Origin of the sequence: Microcoleus sp. S13_C5, from assembly GCF_036700845.1 — a bacterium.
In the GTDB taxonomy this organism is placed as follows: Bacteria; Cyanobacteriota; Cyanobacteriia; order Cyanobacteriales; family Microcoleaceae; genus Microcoleus.
In genome coordinates, this window is the sequence record NZ_JAUBPR010000034.1 from 1 (window position 1) to 17,999 (window position 17,999).

Genomic DNA, 17,999 nt, shown 5'->3' on the forward strand with positions numbered 1-17,999 from the left:
TTCAACGGAAAAACTTTGGGGTTCCCACTTTTCACAACTGATAAAAAAATTCCACCCACATCTGCGGAATGTGGGTTGTAAACAGGTAGCCTTGCTGGTATTAAAGTTATAGTAGGAGGGCATTCTCCTGAACTAGGTGGGGTTACTCCCGATCGATGTATTCCCATCGCCGAAAAAACTGGATTGATTTTGCCCGAAGAGCACATGGGTTTTAGAGTAAGCTTGCTGGCAATATCAGCAGTGGCTAGCAGCAGGACTAATTCTGCCTAATATCGGGTTGAATCTGTCGGCACGTCAACTCAGCCAACCGACTTTAATCGCTAAGAGCGATCGCATTGTTCAGCGCACCGAAATGAAACCAAAATATCTCTAGCTATAGATTGCGGGAACGGCAATGATGCTTAATGTTGACATTGCCTACAATCTTTTGAGCCAATGAGCGAAGGGTGGCATTGAGATTTTTGTCGATGATTTTGGGACTGGCTATGCTGCTTTTAACAACCTGAAAAATTTTCCGGTGAAGTCACCCAAAATTGATCGCTCATTTGTCCGAAATTTAGCCAGCGATCCGAGCGATCGCTCAATTGCCAAAGCCATAGTTGCAATGGCACATCGCTTAAATCCGATCGCAATTGCCTAAGGAATTGAAACCACAGTGCAATGGCAATAGTTACAAGCATCGGCTGTGAAATCAGTCAGGGTTATATGTTTAGCAAGCCTGTCAGTGCTGAGGTTGCCACTCAATTAATCAGACATCCTGAATTGTTGTCTACCACTATTTGGGATGAGCAATCCTCATAAAAGCGCGCAAAAGTCTTATAATTAATTTAATGCTCGTGTCGATCAAATGACTCAAAAAATTTTACGGCGGAATAATATAAAAGTGTTTGGACAAGGCACCCAGACGATGATGTTTGCTCATGGATTTGGGTGCGATCAAAATATGTGGCGTTTCGTAACACCGGCCTTCGAGAAGGACTACAAAATCATCCTATTTGATTATGTAGGTTCGGGACAGTCTGATATTAGTGCCTACACTTATGAACGGTACAGCGACCTCAATGGCTATGTTCAGGATGTCCTCGATATCTGTGAAGAATTGGCGTTGACGGATGTGATTTTTGTCGGTCATTCTGTCAGCAGTATGATCGGCCTTCTGTCCTCAATGCAAGCTCCTAATTACTTTAATCGCCTGATTCTCCTAGGCCCTTCCCCCTGCTACATCAATGATTTACCAAATTATTACGGAGGGTTTGAGCGCACAGATATTGAAGATCTGCTAGATATCATGGAGAAAAATTACATTGGTTGGGCAAGCTTTCTGGCGCCAATGGTGATGCAGAATCAGGATCGTCCTGAGTTAAGTGAGGAACTTGAGACAAGTTTTTGCTCGACTGATCCAGTGATTGCAAGTCGCTTTGCCGAGGTAACTTTTTTCTCTGACAATCGCAGTGATTTACCCAAGGTATCAGTACCTTCACTGATATTGCAATGTGCTGATGACGTGATTGCTCCCACCGAGGTAGGGGATTTCCTCCACCGCCACCTACCTAAAAGTACGCTACGGCTGATGAAAGCTACGGGACATTGCCCGCACCTGAGTCATCCACAAGAGACGATCGAGATGATTAAGGAGTATTTGAGTGTACCTCATACTACCTGATTTGTATGGCAAACATGACCTACCAGATAGACGAGCTACTAAACACGTCACCCTGTGGATTCCTCTCGTTTGCTGACGATGGTACCATCATAATGGTCAACGCCACATTACTGCAATTACTCGGATACGAAACCGATGAACTGCGGGAACGGAAAATGGACTCCATTCTGCCAATGGCCAGCCGGATTTTTTTTCAAACCCATTTCTTCCCCCTGTTGAAGCTCCATGGTAAAGTAGAGGAAATTTACTTCTCATTAAGGTCGAAGGAGGGTAGTGATATACCCATGCTGCTCAACGCTGTGCGTCGGGAGAAGGGAGGAAGCTTCATCAACGATTGCATCTTTATCTGTATCCGCCAGCGTATCCTGTACGAAGGTGAAATTATTAAAGCAAAAAAAGCAGCAGAGGCAGCTACTCTCGCCCAAAAGCAAGCGGAAATGGCTCTGAGGCAACAGTACGACAAAGCCATATTACTTCAAGAAATTACTCAACACATCCGTCAATCTCTTGATTTATCTACAATTTTTGAGATTGCTTCGCAGGAGATTCGCCTGTTTCTTGATGCCGAGCGTGTCGGCATATTTAAGTTCGATCCTGACAGTAATTTTGGATATGGTGAATTTGTTTCAGAATCCGTAGGCGAAGGATGTAAATTGGTAAGCAGAAATCAATTTAACGACCCGTGTGTTAGTACACAAGATCCTGATTCATATAAAGAAGGGAGAATGCAGATAGTTGAAGATATCAATAAGATTGACCTTCAACACTGTTACCGCGCTCTTTGGAAACAATTTCCGGTTCGGGCTAACTTAGTGGCGCCGTTGCTCAATGGACAAGATTTGTGGGGGTTGTTATGTATTCATCAATGTTCTGCTCCTCGGCAGTGGGAAGAATTTGAAATTGACCTTGTTAAACAGATAGCTAATCAGTTAGCGATCGCTATTAAACAAGCGGATATTTTTCAGAAGTTGCAGAAGGAATTGGCAGAAAGGCAGCAGGCCCAAGCGCGCCTGAGAGAAATTAATCAACAACTTGCACTCTCTAACGAAGAACTAGCCCGCGCTACTCGCCTCTTAGAACAAGTGGTCAATATTGATGGGTTGACTCAAATTGCTAATCGCCGCTGTTTTAATGACCGCTTAGAGCATGAATGGCAGCGGCTATACCGGGAACAAAAACCTATTTCTCTTTTGTTGTTTGATGTGGATTATTTCAAACGCTATAATGATTGCTACGGTCATCAAATGGGGGATGATTGTCTGTTCAAACTTGCTCAGACTGTGCAAGAAGTGGTCTACCGTCCGGCGGATTTAGTGGCGCGTTACGGCGGGGAAGAATTTGCCATCATTTTGCCGAATACTGATATTGAAGGAGCGAGTTCGGTGGCCCAACGGATTCACGCTGCTATTCAAGCTTTACATATTCCTCACAAAACCTCTGATGTGAGCGATGTAGTTACTATTAGTATGGGTATCGCCAACTTGATTCCGATGTCGGACTTATCATCGGCTGACTTGATTGCGATCGCCGATCGTTCACTGTACCGTGCCAAGCAACAGGGGCGCAATCAGTCCGCGACCTGCGACTACAGTGGGGATTCGATTTTTGACACTGACGCTTAAATCACAATAATTGAGACCGAGGACAAAAATTTGTCCCCGGTCTCTCAAAATCAGTCATTTTATAAATTTAAATGAGCACGGAGGGATTTGAACCCCCGACCCTCAGGACCGGAACCTGATGCTCTATCCACTGAGCTACGTGCCCTCGACTGTTTACAGTATAACACGTCTTGCGGAAAATGGCGAGTGCCGATCGCAAATTTCCTGGCCGGCCTCCAAACCCCTTGACCCCTGGGGGTTAAACTCGCCCGCGCGCTCAAATATCAGGCTGTTCTCGAAGCCAGAGACTGCAACTTTTACCTAAATGGTAACAATAATACGACAATGGGTAAAATAATAGACTTTAATCGAGCAAACATTAGGTTTACATTCGATCGGGGTTGAGCATCTACCATAGCTCAAATAGCCCGCATCTATTCCCCCTAGCTAAGCGGCAGTAAATAAATGGTGCTGCTATTAAGACCGGTTGTGCAAATACGGTTCTAGACTAAGTTCACCAAACCTCTCAATTTTATGGTTTCTAAAATTTTAGACAAATTACCGCTGCGAACTGTTCTCATAGTTCCATTTATACTGCAAATCGTGGGAGCCGTGGGACTCGTAGGATATCTGTCTTTTAGAAACGGACAAAAAGCAGTTAATAACCTTGCCAGTCAGTTAATGAGCGAGGTCAGTTTGCGTGTCGAGCAAAACCTGCAAGTTTACCTGACAACTCCCCACCAAATCAATCAAACCAAGCTGGATGCTGTCAAACTCGGGTTGTTAAATATGGAAAACTTATCAGCTTGGGATAAATATCTTTGGCGTCAAGTACAATTATATCCCTATATCAATTTTACCTCCGTTGGCAACGATAAGGGAGATTATAGAGCAGGTGAACAACTGTCTAACGGCTCCCGAATGATTAATGTAATAGACACATCTACTGGCTTGAATTTTAATTCTTACAATACGAACTCTCTCGGCGATCGCACTACAGTTACTACCATTGCCAAAAACTATGATAATCGGCAACATCCTGCGTACAAAAAAGCCGTAAAAGTCGGCAAACCTACTTGGAGTTCAGTTTTTGTTTCCTTACTAGAGCCGACCTTAATTATCAGCGCTCTCCAACCAGTATACAGCGACAAAAATCAGCTAAAAGGAGTCTTATTTACTGCCTTGCGTCTAGACCATCTTGGGAGATTTCTCAACAGTCTCAAAGTTGGCAAATCCGGTCAAACATTTATTATAGATCGCCAGGGTACTTTGTTAGCAACTTCCACCACAGAAAAACCGTTTCGCACTAAAGGTAATGAAAGACAATTGTTTAAAGTAGAAGAAAGCAGCAACCATTTTACTCGCTCGACCGCTAAATATTTGACGACAAAATTTAAAAAATTAGACCAAATTAAAAAATCCGAGTTATTGAGCTTTGAAATAGATAACAAGCGACACTTTTTAAAAGTCTTGCCATTCCAAGACGGCAAAGGTTTAGACTGGCTGATTGTCGTAGTTGTTCCCGAAGCAGATTTCACCAAAGAAATCGATGCCAATACCCGCACAGCGGTTTTGCTTTGTTTCGCAGCTTTAGGATTAGCTGTGGTAATTGGCATTCTGACTTCTCAGTGGGTAACAAACCCTATTTTGAGTTTAAATACAGCAGCCAAAAATATTGCTAAAGGTGAATGGGATAAAACAGTAGAAACCGAACGCTCCGACGAATTGGGGGAATTAGCCAAGTCATTTAACAGCATGGCTCAACAACTGCAACAATCTTTTGAAACTTTAGAACAGCGAGTGCAAGAGCGGACGGCAGAATTGGCTATAGCTAAAGACAAAGCGGAAGTAGCGAACCAAGCTAAAAGCACTTTTCTCGCTAATATGAGCCACGAATTGCGATCGCCTCTCAATGCAATTCTCGGCTTTTCCCAACTGATGACTCGCAGCCAAACTCTATCCCTAGAACATCAAGAAAATATTAGCATAATTAGGAGCAGCGGAGAACACCTCCTTACCCTGATTAATAACGTGCTGGATTTATCTAAAATTGAATCGGGGCGCACCACCATAAATCCCAAAAAAATCGACCTCTATCGCCTGCTCAATGACTTGGAAGATATGTTTCAACTCAAAGCAGATGACAAGCACTTGCAGTTGGTTTTTGAGCGCAGTCCCCATGTGCCACAATACGTAGAAACGGACGATTTAAAATTGAGGCAAATTTTAATTAATCTGCTCAATAACTCTCTTAAATTTACCGAGTATGGCGGTGTCTGGGTCAGAGTTAGCAAGCAGTCGTCAGCCATAAATCAGCAGGCAGAAGGGGGAAATGTTGCTCAATCGGAAGTATCAACAAATACTGAAATTTCCGCCATTAATGGTATTAAAATATCTCAAGTAAGTCAGTCGAACAACCAGATCATTTCAACCCCAAATGACGATTCAGCTTCTACCTCTTCCTTCTTCCTTCATTTTGAAGTCGAGGATACTGGGCCCGGTATTGCTACCAATGAATTAGACGATCTTTTTGAACCTTTCGTGCAAACCAAGACAGGCAAAGATTCGCAAGAAGGTACCGGCTTGGGATTGCCCATCAGTCGCAAATTTGTGGAATTAATGGGCGGCGAAATGAGCGTCTGTTCTGCTGTGGGTAAGGGAACTAATTTTAAGTTTGACATTCAAGTTATTGCGGTCGATGCGGCTGAGATTGAAAGCCCAAAACCGGCCCGCAATGTTATTGCCTTGGCACCCAACCAACACACCTATAGAATTTTGATAGTAGACGATAAACCGCTCAACCGCCAACTGTTAATTAAAATCCTCTCTCCTCTGGGTTTTGAACTGAAAGAAGCTACTAACGGTCAAGAAGCTATTGAGATTTGGGATTGTTGGGAACCGCATTTAATTTGGATGGACATGAGAATGCCTGTGATGGACGGCTACGAAGCGACGCAATATATTAAAAGCACTATTAAAGGTCAAGCAACTGGGATTATTGCGCTGACTGCGAGCGTTTTGGAGGAAGAACGGGCGGTTATTTTATCGGCGGGTTGCGATGCTTTTATGAGGAAGCCTTTCCGGGAAGCCGATATTTTTGATGCTATGCACAAACATATCGGAGTGCGCTATATTTATGAAGATCCGGATCAAACTAATTTATCGGCAATCAAAGAGGGCGATCGCGCAATGACTGCGGCTGATTTCGTAAAATTGCCTGATTCACTGGTAGCAGATTTGAAGCTGGCGATACTAAATGCAGATATGGATGTAATTGATAGCTTGATCGAGCAAATTCGATTAAAGGATGCAGTAACGGCAGGTGCGATCGCGAATTGTATAGAAAATTTCGAGTACGACAAAGTTTTAAAGTTAATCTCTCAAGCAGTATCACATGAATAACGACCTTCCTAGCACCGAGCGCGGTAATATTTTAGTAGTTGACGACACCCCAGCTAATTTGCGGCTGCTAGCCGGAATTTTGAAGGGCAAGGGCTATAAAGTCCGCCCCGTACCTAGCGGCGAGTTAGCACTTTCGGCGGCAAAAGGTATGCCTCCAGATTTGATTTTGCTGGATATTATGATGCCCGAAATGAATGGGTATGAAGTTTGCGAAAAGATCAAAGCTGATGAACGGACTTGCGACATCCCGGTGATTTTTATTAGCGCGATTAATGACGTACTTGATAAGGTCAAAGCCTTTGCTGTGGGCGGGGTAGATTATATTACCAAGCCGTTTCAGGTGGAAGAGGTTATAGTGAGGGTAGAAACCCATTTAGCAATGTGCCAGTTGCAAAAAAAACTCCAACAGAAAAACAATCAACTTACAGTTACTTTAGACCAACTGCAAGCTACTCAGAATCAATTAGTGCAATCGGAAAAAATGGCAGCATTAGGGCAACTGATTGCGGGCATTGCTCACGAAATTAATACGCCGTTGGGGGCGATTCGGTCGTCTATTGGAAATATTACCAGCTTTTTGGATAACAATCTCGAAAGTTTGCCAGTTTTTTTTAAAGAACTGTCAACCGAACGCCAGGAAGATTTCTTGCGGTTGATGTACAGTTCTAGTCAACAAAATTACTCTTTATCTACGCGAGAAAAACGGGTATTGAAAAAAGGCGTGAAGCAGCAACTAGAGTCGGAAGGTATTGACAATTCGGACAGCCTTGCTAGCATTTTAGTCAATATCGGATTGCAAGGAAATCTGCAAGAATTCTTGCCGTTGCTCAAAGACCCGGACAGCGAAAATATTATAAAAACAGCCTACGACTTTGCTAGCATTCACCGAAGCGCCCGCACCATCGCTACCGCTACTGAACGCGCTGCAAAAGTCGTCTTTGCCCTAAAGAATTATGCGCGTTACGATGTAAATGGGGAAAAAATACAGGTGAATATTACGGATGGAATTGAAACGGTATTAACCCTTTATCAAAACCAAATAAAGCAGGGTGTAGAAGTTGTCAGAAACTATCAAGCTCAATTGCCGGCGGTACTGTGTTATCCCGACGAACTCAATCAAGTTTGGACAAATTTAATTCACAATGCCTTACAAGCGATGGACAATCAAGGAACTTTAACAATTGACGCGGTACAAAAAGATGCCAGCGTATTGGTAAAAATTATTGACAGCGGTAAGGGGATTCAACCAGAGATTATTCCGAAAATTTTTGAGCCGTTTTTTACTACTAAACCTGCGGGAGAAGGCAGCGGGTTGGGATTGGATATTGTCAAAAAAATAATTGAAAAACATCAGGGTAAAATTGATGTGGAGTCGATGCCAGGTAAAACAGCATTTACCGTATCTTTGCCAATTAATTTAACTGAGTAGATAAAGCGCCGGAGACTGAAGTCTGGGGCGAAAATTTGCAGTCTACCCGCGCAGAATGTAGAATTTGGAAAACGGTGTACTACCCATGGGGGTTCACCCTGCCACACTAAAGAAGGAAACTAGCGATGTCTAAATCAGCAATTTTGTGTGTGGACGATGAAGTAGCAGTGTTGGAAAGTCTGGAAATTGAACTGCAACAGGCATTTAACGGTAAATATCTGTGCGAATTTGCTGAAAGTGCTGCCGAAGCCCTGGAAATTATTGAAGAGCTATGTGAATCTGAAGTTAACATTTTAGTAATTGTCTCTGATTGGTTGATGCCCGGAATGAAAGGAGATGAGTTGCTGATTAAAATTCATCAAAAATATCCACAAATTGTGAAAGTAATGCTGACAGGACAAGCAGACAGACAAGCAATCGAACGCACCAAAAATCAAGCAAATCTTCATGCTTTCATAGAAAAACCTTGGCAAAATCAAGAATTAATTGAAGCGATTAAGTCGGGTCTAGCAAATTTATGAAAAAACCAGTCATTATTTGTGTCGATGATGAGCAGACTATACTCGATAGTCTGGAAATAGACCTGGTAAAAGCCTTTGAAGATAAATATTTAATTGAAACGGCCCAAAGTGGCGAAGAAGCTTTAGAGTTGCTGTCCGAACTTTTAGCAGAACAGTATGAAGTTCCTGTGGTGATATCGGATCATATCATGCCTAGTATGAAAGGAGACGAACTATTAAGGAGGGTTCATGCTATCTCGCCTAACTGTCTCAAGATTATGCTGACCGGGCAGGCAGATTTGGAGGCGGTAGCCAATGCTATTAACTATGCTAAATTGTACCGATATATACCTAAACCTTGGCAATGTGATGACTTAAAATTAACGGTCACTGAGGCAATATATAAATATTTTCAAGATAAACAATTAGCTGAAAAACAAATAGAACTTCAGGAAATGAATCAGGAGTTGGTAAAATTAAACCGCAAGCAGGCTATGCTGATTGCCAAACTCCATGAAAACGAAAGTCGCTTGACGCAATATCTAGAAGCTATGCCATTGGGCGTGTGTGTACTTGATGCAAACGGGCAATCTTTCTACGCTAACCAGAAAGCACGGGATGTATTTGGCAAAGGCACTGTGCCGCATATTAATTCAGAGCAAAAAGCAGCAATTTATCAATTCTATAAAACCGGGACCAATCAGAGATGCCCTGTGGAAGAATTGCCAATTATGCGGGCGCTTCGCGGCGAAAATGTGCGAACTGAGGGTATAGAAATTCGTACAGCTAATAAGATTATTCCTGTAGAAAGTTGGGCAACTCCAATTTATGATTCTACAGGCGAAATTTCCTATGCGATTATTGCTTTTAGTGACATAAGTGAACGCAAGGAAGCTGAAGCGGCGCTCATTCAAGCTGAAGAGAAGTATCGCGGGATATTTGAAAATGCTCTCGAAGGTATATTTCAGACGACGCCGGACGGACATTTTATCAGTGCGAATCCTGCTCTTGCAGAAATTTACGGCTACGATTCCGCATCAGAATTGATAGAAAGTATTAATGATATTCAGCAGCAATTGTACGTGAAACCGAACCGCCGTCAAGAGTTTCTGGCGCTGATGAAACAGCACGGTACTCTGTGTGAGTTTGAGTCTCAGGTTTACTGTCGAGATGGCAGCATTATCTGGATTTCTGAGTATGCCCGCACAGTTTATGATGCTAACGGTGAAGTGCTTTACTATCAGGGTTTTGCTAAGGATATTAGTTTGCAAAGACAGGTGGAAGTGGAACGAATCAGATTTACTAATGATTTAGAAAAAGCTTTGGCAGCTCAAGAAAAGTTAAATGAGGCACTGTCAGAAAGCGAAAGCCGATTGACTCAATTCCTGGAAGCGATGCCGGTGGGAATATTTGTTGTGGATGGTAAGGGTAAACCTTTTTACATGAATTCTTGGGGCGAAAGGATACTAGCCCAAGGTTTAATTTTTGATGGGGGTACTGACCAATTTCCTGAAGCTTATCATTTTTACGACGCTGGAACTAATCAATTGTATCCGAGAGATAGCCAACCGATTGTTCGGGCGTTGCGGGGAGAATTTGTGCGTATGGACGATCTAGAAGTCCATGGGTCGGATCGGATTGTGCCGATCGAGGTTTGGGCGACTCCAATCTACGACGAACGGAAAAACATAGTTTACGCGATCGCGGCTTTTCAAGACATCACAGAACGTCAAGAGGTAGAAACCGAGCGCCGTCAATTCACAGACGAGTTACAAAAAGCTTTAGCAGCGGAAGAAAAATTAACAGATGCTTACGGGCGATTTGTGCCGCACGAATTTCTCCACTTCCTGGGATATGAAAGTATTCTGGAAGTCAAATTAGGCGATCAGGTACAGAAAGAAATGTCGGTGCTGTTTTCAGATATCCGTGATTTCACTTCTCTTTCGGAAAGGATGAATCCCGAAGAGAATTTCCAATTTCTTAATGGTTATTTGTCGCGGATGGAACCGGCAATTACTGACAACTTGGGTTTTATTGATAAATACATTGGCGATGCGATTATGGCGCTGTTTGATGGCAGTGCGGACGATGCTGTGAAAGCTGGAATTGCAATGCTAGAAGAGCTTAACGAGTATAATCTTAGTCGTAATCAGGTCGATTGCCCGCCGCTGCAAATTGGCATTGGCATCAATACGGGTTCTTTGATGTTAGGCACGGTTGGCGGCCAAAGTCGGATGGACAGCACGGTGATTAGCGATGCGGTAAACTTAGCCTCCCGCGTGGAAACTTTGACGAAAGAGTATGAAGTTTCGATGTTAATTACTCACAATACTTTTATACAGTTAAACGATATTTATGATTTAAGGTTGATCGATCGCGTAACAGTTAAAGGCAAATCGCGAATGGTAACACTTTATGAAGTATTTGCGGCAGACCCGCCAGAGTTACGACAGAAAAAGTTAGAGACAAAGACAATCTTTGAGCAAGCTTTGGTACTCTACAATAGTGACAAGTGTGGCGAAGCTATAAGATTGTTTTCGGCCTGCTTAGAAATCAACCCTAATGATAAGGTAGCTCAAATTTATATGCAGCGGTGTCTGAAAGGAGCGATCGCTCCTGCATAATACAATTTTAAATTTTAGATTTTAGAATTGGGAATGATTTATTCCATAATGGTTGGGAGTGTGCTTAGAGTTGTATTCTTTTTTGAAACTGGTATAATCATTGTTTAGACAGGCAGGGAAACGCAAACTATGGTTTCTTGCTCCGGGAAACTTTCTATTTTAAATTCTCCTCCGTGCAATTCTACAAGGCGTTGAACAATAGCCAGACCCAATCCCAAACCTGCTTGTTGGTAAAGTTTGCGATCGAACTGCCTGTAAGCTTCTAGCTGGGCAATCTGATCGGCAGTCATGCCACGGCCTTGGTCTTTGACAGAAAGAACAAAAGTCTTATTTTCGACGAAAGTGCTTAATAAAACTGGCGTTCCTTCTAATGAAAATTTGAAGGCATTGTCCAATAGTTCTTCAACAATTTTTGCGAGTCGGACAGAATCCATAGCTACCGAGGCATCTTGCAAGTCTAATTGTAAATCGTCGGTTCTACTCGCGTGTTTTGCTTGCTGCCGCGCTTTTTGACTCAGCAAAGATTTTACACAGCTAAATTCGCTGTTTCGCATCTCCTTTAGCAGTTCGGGATTTGTGGCTGCTATCTCCAGTTCTGCATACAGCAAAAAGTTCTGAATCAGTCGATACAAGCGATGACCTGAAGTTTGAATTTGACCGATCATCTCTAAGATATCTGATTCCTCTAACACCTGATATTCTGACAGAATCAGCTCAGAAAAACCCAGAATTGCATTCAAAGGAGTCCGCAATTCGTGGGGCAGCGACATACTAATGTTAGTGCGTAATTCGTCTAGCGTCTTTTGAGATTGTCGGCTAATTGTTTTTTGTTTTTCAAGTCTAATAGCAATGGCTTTTAGCAGTTCTTGTGGCGTACACGGCTTAGTAATGTAATCGTCAGCTCCCAGTTCCATGCCCGTGCGAACGTCAACTTTATCGGCTTTGGCTGTGAGGAAAATAAACGGAATTGTGGCAGTCAAGGGTTCGGAGCGCAAAGCTTTAATGACGCCGTGACCGTCTACTTCCGGCATCATCATGTCGCACAAAATTAAATCCGGGATTGTTTCGATCGCCAATTTGATGCCGACTTTGCCGTTAATCGCTCCTATTCCTTCAAAATTCTCGGCTTCCAGCAACTCTAAAATATTCTCTCTAATCGCTTCTTCGTCTTCTATTACCAAAATTTTAGCCACGGTGATAGCTCCTTTTTGTTAGTAGTTTGTTGGCAAATTATGGGTTCAGATACTTGATAATTTTGTTGGTTAGGTGCTTAATTACTCGTTAAATTACGGATATATATAGTTGATAATTCAGTTGTTATTGACTGGGTTCGCAAATTAAAGGCAAGGTAATAGTGAAAGTTGTGCCTTTTCCTTCTTGACTGTCGATCGCAAGTTGGCCACCGTGAAGTTCCACAGCCCTCTTCACAATTGCTAAACCGAGACCTGTTCCCGAAATAGTGCCGACATTTGTAGCTCGGTAAAAAGTTTCTAATATCCGCTCTCGATCGGCTTGGGGAATGCCGATGCCCTGGTCTTGAATTTGGAAAACAGCTTCTTTGTTTTGACAATTGAGGTGCAAGGAAACTGTACTGCCGACGGGGGAATATTTGATGGCATTTGAGAGGACATTTCCCAAGATTTGCTGCAGCAGCTTTTCATCCATTTGAGCATCGCAGTTGCCGCCTTCATGTTGAAAGACGATCTGGTGTTGGTTGCTGTCGTTGAGCTGCTGCTCTTCTACCAGTTGACGGCAAAATTTTTCAAGGTTTAAGGAAACCGGTTGAAACTGCAAGGTATTGGCTTCGATTTTGCCAATTACGAGGATATCTTCTAATAACTCGGTCATGCGTTTAATTGCTAATTGAATCCGCACAAAATGAGTAGATTTTTTATCTTGGGGCCACTGAGAACTGTAATCTTGCAGCAATCCAGCCGAAAATTGGATGGTTGTCAAAGGTGTGCGGAACTCGTGGGAAACCATTGTGACAAATTTAGCTCGCAGTTCTGAAAGTTCCTTTTCTCGTGCGAGGGCTTTGAGAATTTCCGCTTCTGCTCGTTTGCGATCGCTAATGTCACGGGCTTCGGCAATCAGCAGCAAAACTTGTCCTGTTTCATTTTTAACAGGTTTCAGTGAGAAATCAACTGTCATAATTTGGCCACTTTTGCCTAACAAGTCGATTTCGCTGCGGAAAAACTCGCCGCGACTTGCTTTGCCGATCGCGCATTGCAATTGTTCGGAAACCTGTGGCGACTGGGCCCAAATCGCCATTTCCCAAATCGGGCGGCCCACAATACCCTCCGATCGCAATCCGGCAAAATCGAGGGCTGTCTCGTTCACTTCCAGCACAATTCCTTCGGGAGTCAGCAGCTTGGTTAGCTGAAATGAAGAGTCAAATATCGCCCGAAAGCGGCGTTCGCTTTCCCGCAGCATTTGAAATGTTTGAGATCGTTCGATCGCGTAGCGGATCGTCCGCACTAATAATTGAGTAGTAATTTGACCTTTAACAATATAGTCTTGAGCTCCCAAGCGAACTGATTCGAGGGCGATCGCCTCATCATCCAAGCCTGTCATTACCACCATTGCCGTATCGGGCGCAACTTCTCGCAGGCGAGTTAGGGTTTCCAAACCGCGGCTGTCCGGCAAAGAAAGGTCGAGCAAAACTACATCAAAGGATTGTTTGCACAGTTGTGCGATCGCCTCATGCAGGAACTCAACAGACACCAGTTCCCACTCGACACCCACAGATACTTCTAACAGTTCTGCAAGCAAATCAGCATCAGCAGGATTGTCTTCTACTAACAGAATCTTAATCCACATAGCTTTGACATTTTTGACTGTAAAATTTTCACTCTACCAATCTCAGGTTAAACTTTTTTGCTTTCTCTGGACATTTTCAACTTGAAAATTATTATTTGGGAACTGTCACCACCACCAGCCACCAATCCTCAATCCATTTCACGAGCTTAGCGACTTGACTAAAATCGATAGGCTTAGTGATGTAGCACCGGGCTGACAGGGCATAAAACTTAACCATCTCTTCATCGGCTGCTGAGGTTGTCATAATTACCACCGGAATCATTTTTAACTTTAGTGCTGAGTAGATTTATATCAATATTTTTCACCTTTTCTTTAGGCAAAATTAAGTTAAGCAGAACTAAATTGGGACTAGAAGGCGAACAGAAAAGGCTGTTTTGTTCAATAAGATTATTTCTTATACCATATTTTATACTATTTGCAAATTGTTAAAAATTTGCTGGTCGCCAGCTTTTATAAATTCCATCCCAGCCTCGCTGAGAAAATCATCCACCAGCAGAATTTCCATAGGTTAAAAATTTTTAGAGTTCTCATAAGCAAAGCATCTGTTCGTTTAATTTAGAGGAAGTTTGACGACTGCCAGCCAAAATTCCTCAATTAACCTCACTACTTTAGTAAATTCTAGGAAGTCTACCGGTTTTGTTATGTAACAGTTGGCGTGGAGCGAGTATGACTTAAAAATATCTTCGGGAGCTGCTGAAGTGCTGAGAATCACTACAGGAATTAATTTTAACTTGGGATCACTTTTAATTTCTTCTAGCACTTCAATACCGCTTTTTTTCGGCAGATGCAAATCGAGCAAAATCAAATCGGGACGGGGTACCCTGAGATAGGGTTCTTTTCGGCGCAAAAACTTGATTGCTTCGACTCCATCCTCCACAAAATGCAAGTTATTCAATATTTTACCCTGACTGAGGACTTCTATTGCCAAATCGGCATCGCTGGGAGAATCCTCAATCAGCAGAATCTCTATAGGTCTAACAGTGCTTCGATCGCTCATAACCGGCGTATCCTCTTGAGTATAAAAACAAAATTGAATTTTGAGGCTTCAGGTACTAATTATAGGAATAGTGAAGTAAAAAGTCGCTCCTTTTCCCTCTTGAGATACCACCCAGATGCGCCCGCCGTGGCGTTCAACAATGCGCTTGCACATCGCCAAACCTATGCCAGTACCGGAATATTCGCGGCGGGAGTGCAGGCGCGCAAAAATGATAAAAATGCGATCGGCATACTGCGGATCGATGCCAATGCCGTTATCGCGGACACTAAACACCCATTCGCTCTCTTGCCTGCAGGCAGCGATATAAATCAACGGGATCTCTTGGCGACAAAATTTGATGCTGTTGGCGAGCAAATTTTGGAATAATTGCACCAGTTGAAATTCATCCGCCATCACAGTTGGCATCGCGTCGCAGGTGATTACAGCTTTTGTTTCGGCGATCGCAATTTGCAAATTGCACATACTTTGCTTAACCACAGCGTTGCAGTCCGCCTGCTCAAACTCCTTACCCCTCGTTCCCAGGCGCGAATACGCCAACAAATCGTTAATTAACTGCTGCATTCTGGTGGCGCCATCGACAATATAATGAATATACTTATCTGCGCGATCGTCCAAATTTCCTTGATAGCGCTGGGCAAGCAATTGAGTGTAACTGGTAACGGCTCGGAGCGGTTCTTGCAAATCGTGGGAAGCCACATAAGCAAATTGTTCTAATTCCTCGTTGGAACGCTTCAAATCTTCTGTCAGTTGCAGCATTTGCTGCTCTGCTTCTTTGCGGGCTGTAATGTTGTAAACCAAGGCGCAACAAGACAGCAGATTACCCTGGGAGTCCATGACTGGACTGGTAGACATATCAGTCCAAATATCTTTGCCATCCTTGCTTTTGAATTTAAATTCGTGTTGTTCACCAATACCTTGCTTGCGCCGCTCGACATTTTCAATAGCTTGTGGTTTTTCCCGTTCGTCCATGAAATCCAAAAGTGGCCGCCCGAACATCTCTAATTCACTATAGCCTAGCATTCGCGCCATTGCGTGGTTTACGTAAGTCGTGAGGCCATTTCTATCAATTACCCAAATACCTTCTTCTGCTAATTCAACTATTTGCCTGTACTTGAATTCGCTTTCCTGCAAAGCTGTTTCAGTTAGTTTCCGTTCAGTGATATCTTTCATAAAACAGTGGTGACCGTTAAATATCCCTTGTGCATCGCAAGCTTTTACCATCGTTAATTGCTTATAAAAAAACGAGCGATTTTTTCGGACTCCTCTAGCTTCAACTTCTACTTTTCCAGAAATTAGCATTTCCTGATAAGCTGAGAGCATCATCTCAACATCGCCCGGATGTACGGTGAGCTGCCATTCCATGCCAAGCATTTGTTCCGGTTCGTAACCACATTTATGAGCGTAAGCTCGGTTAACCTTCACGTAGCGCCCCTCAATATCCAGCCGTGAAATGCCTTCCACCGCATTTTGCATGGCACTGGTTAGATCACGCAGCTCTTTTTCAGCTTGTTTGCGATCGCTAATATCCTGACCGATACCCAAAAAACCGTTAATATTTCCGTTACTATCAAATAAGGCAGTCACTGAAAGCAGTACCGGAAACCGCGAACCATCTTTGCGAATGTAAGTCCATTCATTTTCGTCAGCGATTTCCCGGCATGGCAAGGCAAATAATACTTGAATTCCCGGCTCTATTTTCACTCCCAATTCTTGAGAAAGAACTTCAGCTCTTTGAGCGACCTCCAGAGGCTCGTGAATTATTGCTAACGTGGCTTTTCCCACCACTTCTTCTAGCGAATAACCTAAAAGTTGCTCTGCCGCCCGATTAAATGTTTTAATTGTACCGTCGGGATCGGTAGAAATAATTGTGTAGTTGGCGCTATTAAGAATTGCATTTTGCAGTTGCGTCAATTCCAACAAAGTGAGCGCAATTTTTTCGCGGTAACCTATTTCTTTTTGTAATTGGTGGTTAGAAATTTCGATTTGAGCAGTGCGCTCAGCAACTCGATGCTCCAGAGTTTCATTGAGCCGTCGATTTTCATCTTCTACCTGCTTTCGTTCTGTAATATCAGTAATAGTACACACATAACTTTTAACCTCCCCATTTTCTCCAATTTGACCGACAGATTGACCGAATACCCAACTGATTTGAGTGTGATTAATGCCTTGAAAGCGGTACTCAGATTTAAACGGCAATTTCTCCTGCGCGGCGCTATACCATTCAGAAAAAACCCGATCGCGGTCGTCTGGATGAATGCCTTGCAACCACCCTTTGCCCAAAGCTTCATCACAGGTTATTCCCGAAATTTGACACCAGCGCTCGTTGACATACAAGCAGTCTCCTTCAGCATCTGCATAAAATATTCCTACCGGCGAAGCTTCAGTTAAAGTTTGATAGCGAGCTTCCGTTTCTCGGCGTTCAATTATTTCTTTTTGCAGTATTGAATCGATCATCCCTAATTGAGTTGGACTCAGCAGAGTTAATGCTTGGGGAACGAAAGGAATTAATGCAAAAGCGGTGTAACCAGAAATCGCAGCCGTAATAATTTTCAGACTGCCAGAAACCCAATAAACAGGATGCCAAAGCGTCCAAACTTCCATTATATGAGTAGTGCCGCAGCAGATAATAAAGGCTGCCAACAGCCAAAAGATGTTGCGGAAGGGTAAGTCTTTTCGCTGACCGATAAAATAAATTAGGGATAGCGGTATTGAATAGTAGGCCAGGGCAATTATAGAGTCTGACACTATGTGGAGCGCGACTAGCTCTCGCTGCCAAAGGTAACAGTAGCCTTGAGGAATATAATTCCCGGTGAATAACAACTGATTTAAAAAATTCCAAATCATAAACGGAATGGCAAATGGGGAAGGAGTAATTTAAGGCAATAACTTATAACTTATCTTAACTCTCTGAAATATACTGTTCTGGAGGCACGGGGGGCTAAAAACCCGGTTTCTTCATAAAT

13 protein-coding genes and 1 tRNA gene are annotated in these 17,999 nt (G+C 43.1%); 8 read left to right on the forward strand and 6 right to left on the reverse strand.

The genetic code is table 11. The annotated features are described in order from the left end of the window. The first annotated feature begins 457 nt into the window (after positions 1-457). The 4 genes from QUA04_RS11865 (at position 458) to QUA04_RS11880 (ending at position 3,285) form a co-directional block, all read left to right on the forward strand. Entirely contained in the window at positions 458-640 is a 183-nt protein-coding gene (locus QUA04_RS11865) for an EAL domain-containing protein (protein WP_333257198.1), read from the forward strand. Positions 641-660: 20 nt separating this feature from the next. Further along, positions 661-801 (forward strand): hypothetical protein, encoded by a 141-nt coding sequence (locus tag QUA04_RS11870; protein ID WP_333257097.1) that lies wholly within the window; start codon positions 661-663, stop codon positions 799-801. 46 nt (positions 802-847) lie between these two features. Beyond that, positions 848-1,663 (forward strand): alpha/beta hydrolase, encoded by an 816-nt coding sequence (locus QUA04_RS11875; RefSeq protein WP_333257100.1) that lies wholly within the window; start codon positions 848-850, stop codon positions 1,661-1,663. A 92-nt stretch (positions 1,664-1,755) separates the two neighbouring features. Beyond that, on the forward strand, positions 1,756-3,285 hold the full coding sequence (locus QUA04_RS11880; RefSeq protein ID WP_333257104.1) for a diguanylate cyclase domain-containing protein: 1,530 nt from the start codon (positions 1,756-1,758) through the stop codon (positions 3,283-3,285). Positions 3,286-3,357: 72 nt separating this feature from the next. On the opposite strand, the gene QUA04_RS11885 is transcribed toward QUA04_RS11880, so the two are convergent. Beyond that, positions 3,358-3,430 (reverse strand) — tRNA-Arg (locus tag QUA04_RS11885). 368 nt (positions 3,431-3,798) lie between these two features. Here QUA04_RS11885 and QUA04_RS11890 point away from each other — a divergent pair. The 4 genes from QUA04_RS11890 (at position 3,799) to QUA04_RS11905 (ending at position 11,219) form a co-directional block, all read left to right on the forward strand. Continuing rightward, the gene (locus QUA04_RS11890) at positions 3,799-6,666 is read left to right on the forward strand and encodes an ATP-binding protein (RefSeq protein ID WP_333257107.1); all 2,868 of its coding nucleotides are present in this window, start codon (positions 3,799-3,801) and stop codon (positions 6,664-6,666) included. After that, positions 6,659-8,095 (forward strand): response regulator, encoded by a 1,437-nt coding sequence (locus QUA04_RS11895; RefSeq protein WP_333257110.1) that lies wholly within the window; start codon positions 6,659-6,661, stop codon positions 8,093-8,095. The genes QUA04_RS11890 and QUA04_RS11895 overlap by 8 nt, the downstream gene beginning before the upstream one ends. A gap of 125 nt (positions 8,096-8,220) precedes the next feature. Beyond that, entirely contained in the window at positions 8,221-8,616 is a 396-nt protein-coding gene (locus tag QUA04_RS11900; protein WP_333257112.1) for a response regulator, read from the forward strand. Beyond that, positions 8,613-11,219 carry a PAS domain S-box protein gene (locus tag QUA04_RS11905; protein WP_333257115.1) on the forward strand — a complete coding sequence of 869 codons (2,607 nt, stop codon included), beginning with the start codon at positions 8,613-8,615 and terminating at the stop codon, positions 11,217-11,219. The genes QUA04_RS11900 and QUA04_RS11905 overlap by 4 nt, the downstream gene beginning before the upstream one ends. Positions 11,220-11,323: 104 nt before the next feature. Here QUA04_RS11905 and QUA04_RS11910 read toward each other — a convergent pair whose 3' ends face one another. From QUA04_RS11910 to QUA04_RS11930, 5 genes are all read right to left on the reverse strand, one after another. Beyond that, positions 11,324-12,412, reverse strand: a complete 1,089-nt coding sequence (locus tag QUA04_RS11910) for a response regulator (RefSeq protein ID WP_333257117.1) — start codon at positions 12,410-12,412, stop codon at positions 11,324-11,326. 124 nt (positions 12,413-12,536) lie between these two features. After that, positions 12,537-14,039, reverse strand: coding sequence for an ATP-binding protein (locus QUA04_RS11915; protein ID WP_333257119.1), 1,503 nt, complete (start codon positions 14,037-14,039; stop codon positions 12,537-12,539). Positions 14,040-14,130: 91 nt separating this feature from the next. Then, positions 14,131-14,283, reverse strand: a complete 153-nt coding sequence (locus QUA04_RS11920) for a hypothetical protein (protein ID WP_333257122.1) — start codon at positions 14,281-14,283, stop codon at positions 14,131-14,133. Positions 14,284-14,589: 306 nt separating this feature from the next. Further along, positions 14,590-15,036 carry a response regulator gene (locus QUA04_RS11925; protein ID WP_333257125.1) on the reverse strand — a complete coding sequence of 149 codons (447 nt, stop codon included), beginning with the start codon at positions 15,034-15,036 and terminating at the stop codon, positions 14,590-14,592. 48 nt (positions 15,037-15,084) lie between these two features. Further along, positions 15,085-17,880 (reverse strand): PAS domain S-box protein, encoded by a 2,796-nt coding sequence (locus QUA04_RS11930; RefSeq protein ID WP_333257127.1) that lies wholly within the window; start codon positions 17,878-17,880, stop codon positions 15,085-15,087. Positions 17,881-17,999: the final 119 nt, after the last annotated feature.

Coding starts and splice junctions, on each gene's coding strand:
- QUA04_RS11870 (WP_333257097.1), top strand. CDS start 661: ATGGCAATAGTTACAAGCATCGGCTGTGAAATCAGTCAGGGTTATATG.
- QUA04_RS11875 (WP_333257100.1), top strand. CDS start 848: ATGACTCAAAAAATTTTACGGCGGAATAATATAAAAGTGTTTGGACAA.
- QUA04_RS11880 (WP_333257104.1), top strand. CDS start 1,756: ATGGTCAACGCCACATTACTGCAATTACTCGGATACGAAACCGATGAA.
- QUA04_RS11890 (WP_333257107.1), top strand. CDS start 3,799: ATGGTTTCTAAAATTTTAGACAAATTACCGCTGCGAACTGTTCTCATA.
- QUA04_RS11895 (WP_333257110.1), top strand. CDS start 6,659: ATGAATAACGACCTTCCTAGCACCGAGCGCGGTAATATTTTAGTAGTT.
- QUA04_RS11900 (WP_333257112.1), top strand. CDS start 8,221: ATGTCTAAATCAGCAATTTTGTGTGTGGACGATGAAGTAGCAGTGTTG.
- QUA04_RS11905 (WP_333257115.1), top strand. CDS start 8,613: ATGAAAAAACCAGTCATTATTTGTGTCGATGATGAGCAGACTATACTC.
- QUA04_RS11915 (WP_333257119.1), bottom strand. CDS start 14,039: ATGTGGATTAAGATTCTGTTAGTAGAAGACAATCCTGCTGATGCTGAT.
- QUA04_RS11920 (WP_333257122.1), bottom strand. CDS start 14,283: ATGACAACCTCAGCAGCCGATGAAGAGATGGTTAAGTTTTATGCCCTG.
- QUA04_RS11925 (WP_333257125.1), bottom strand. CDS start 15,036: ATGAGCGATCGAAGCACTGTTAGACCTATAGAGATTCTGCTGATTGAG.
- QUA04_RS11930 (WP_333257127.1), bottom strand. CDS start 17,880: ATGATTTGGAATTTTTTAAATCAGTTGTTATTCACCGGGAATTATATT.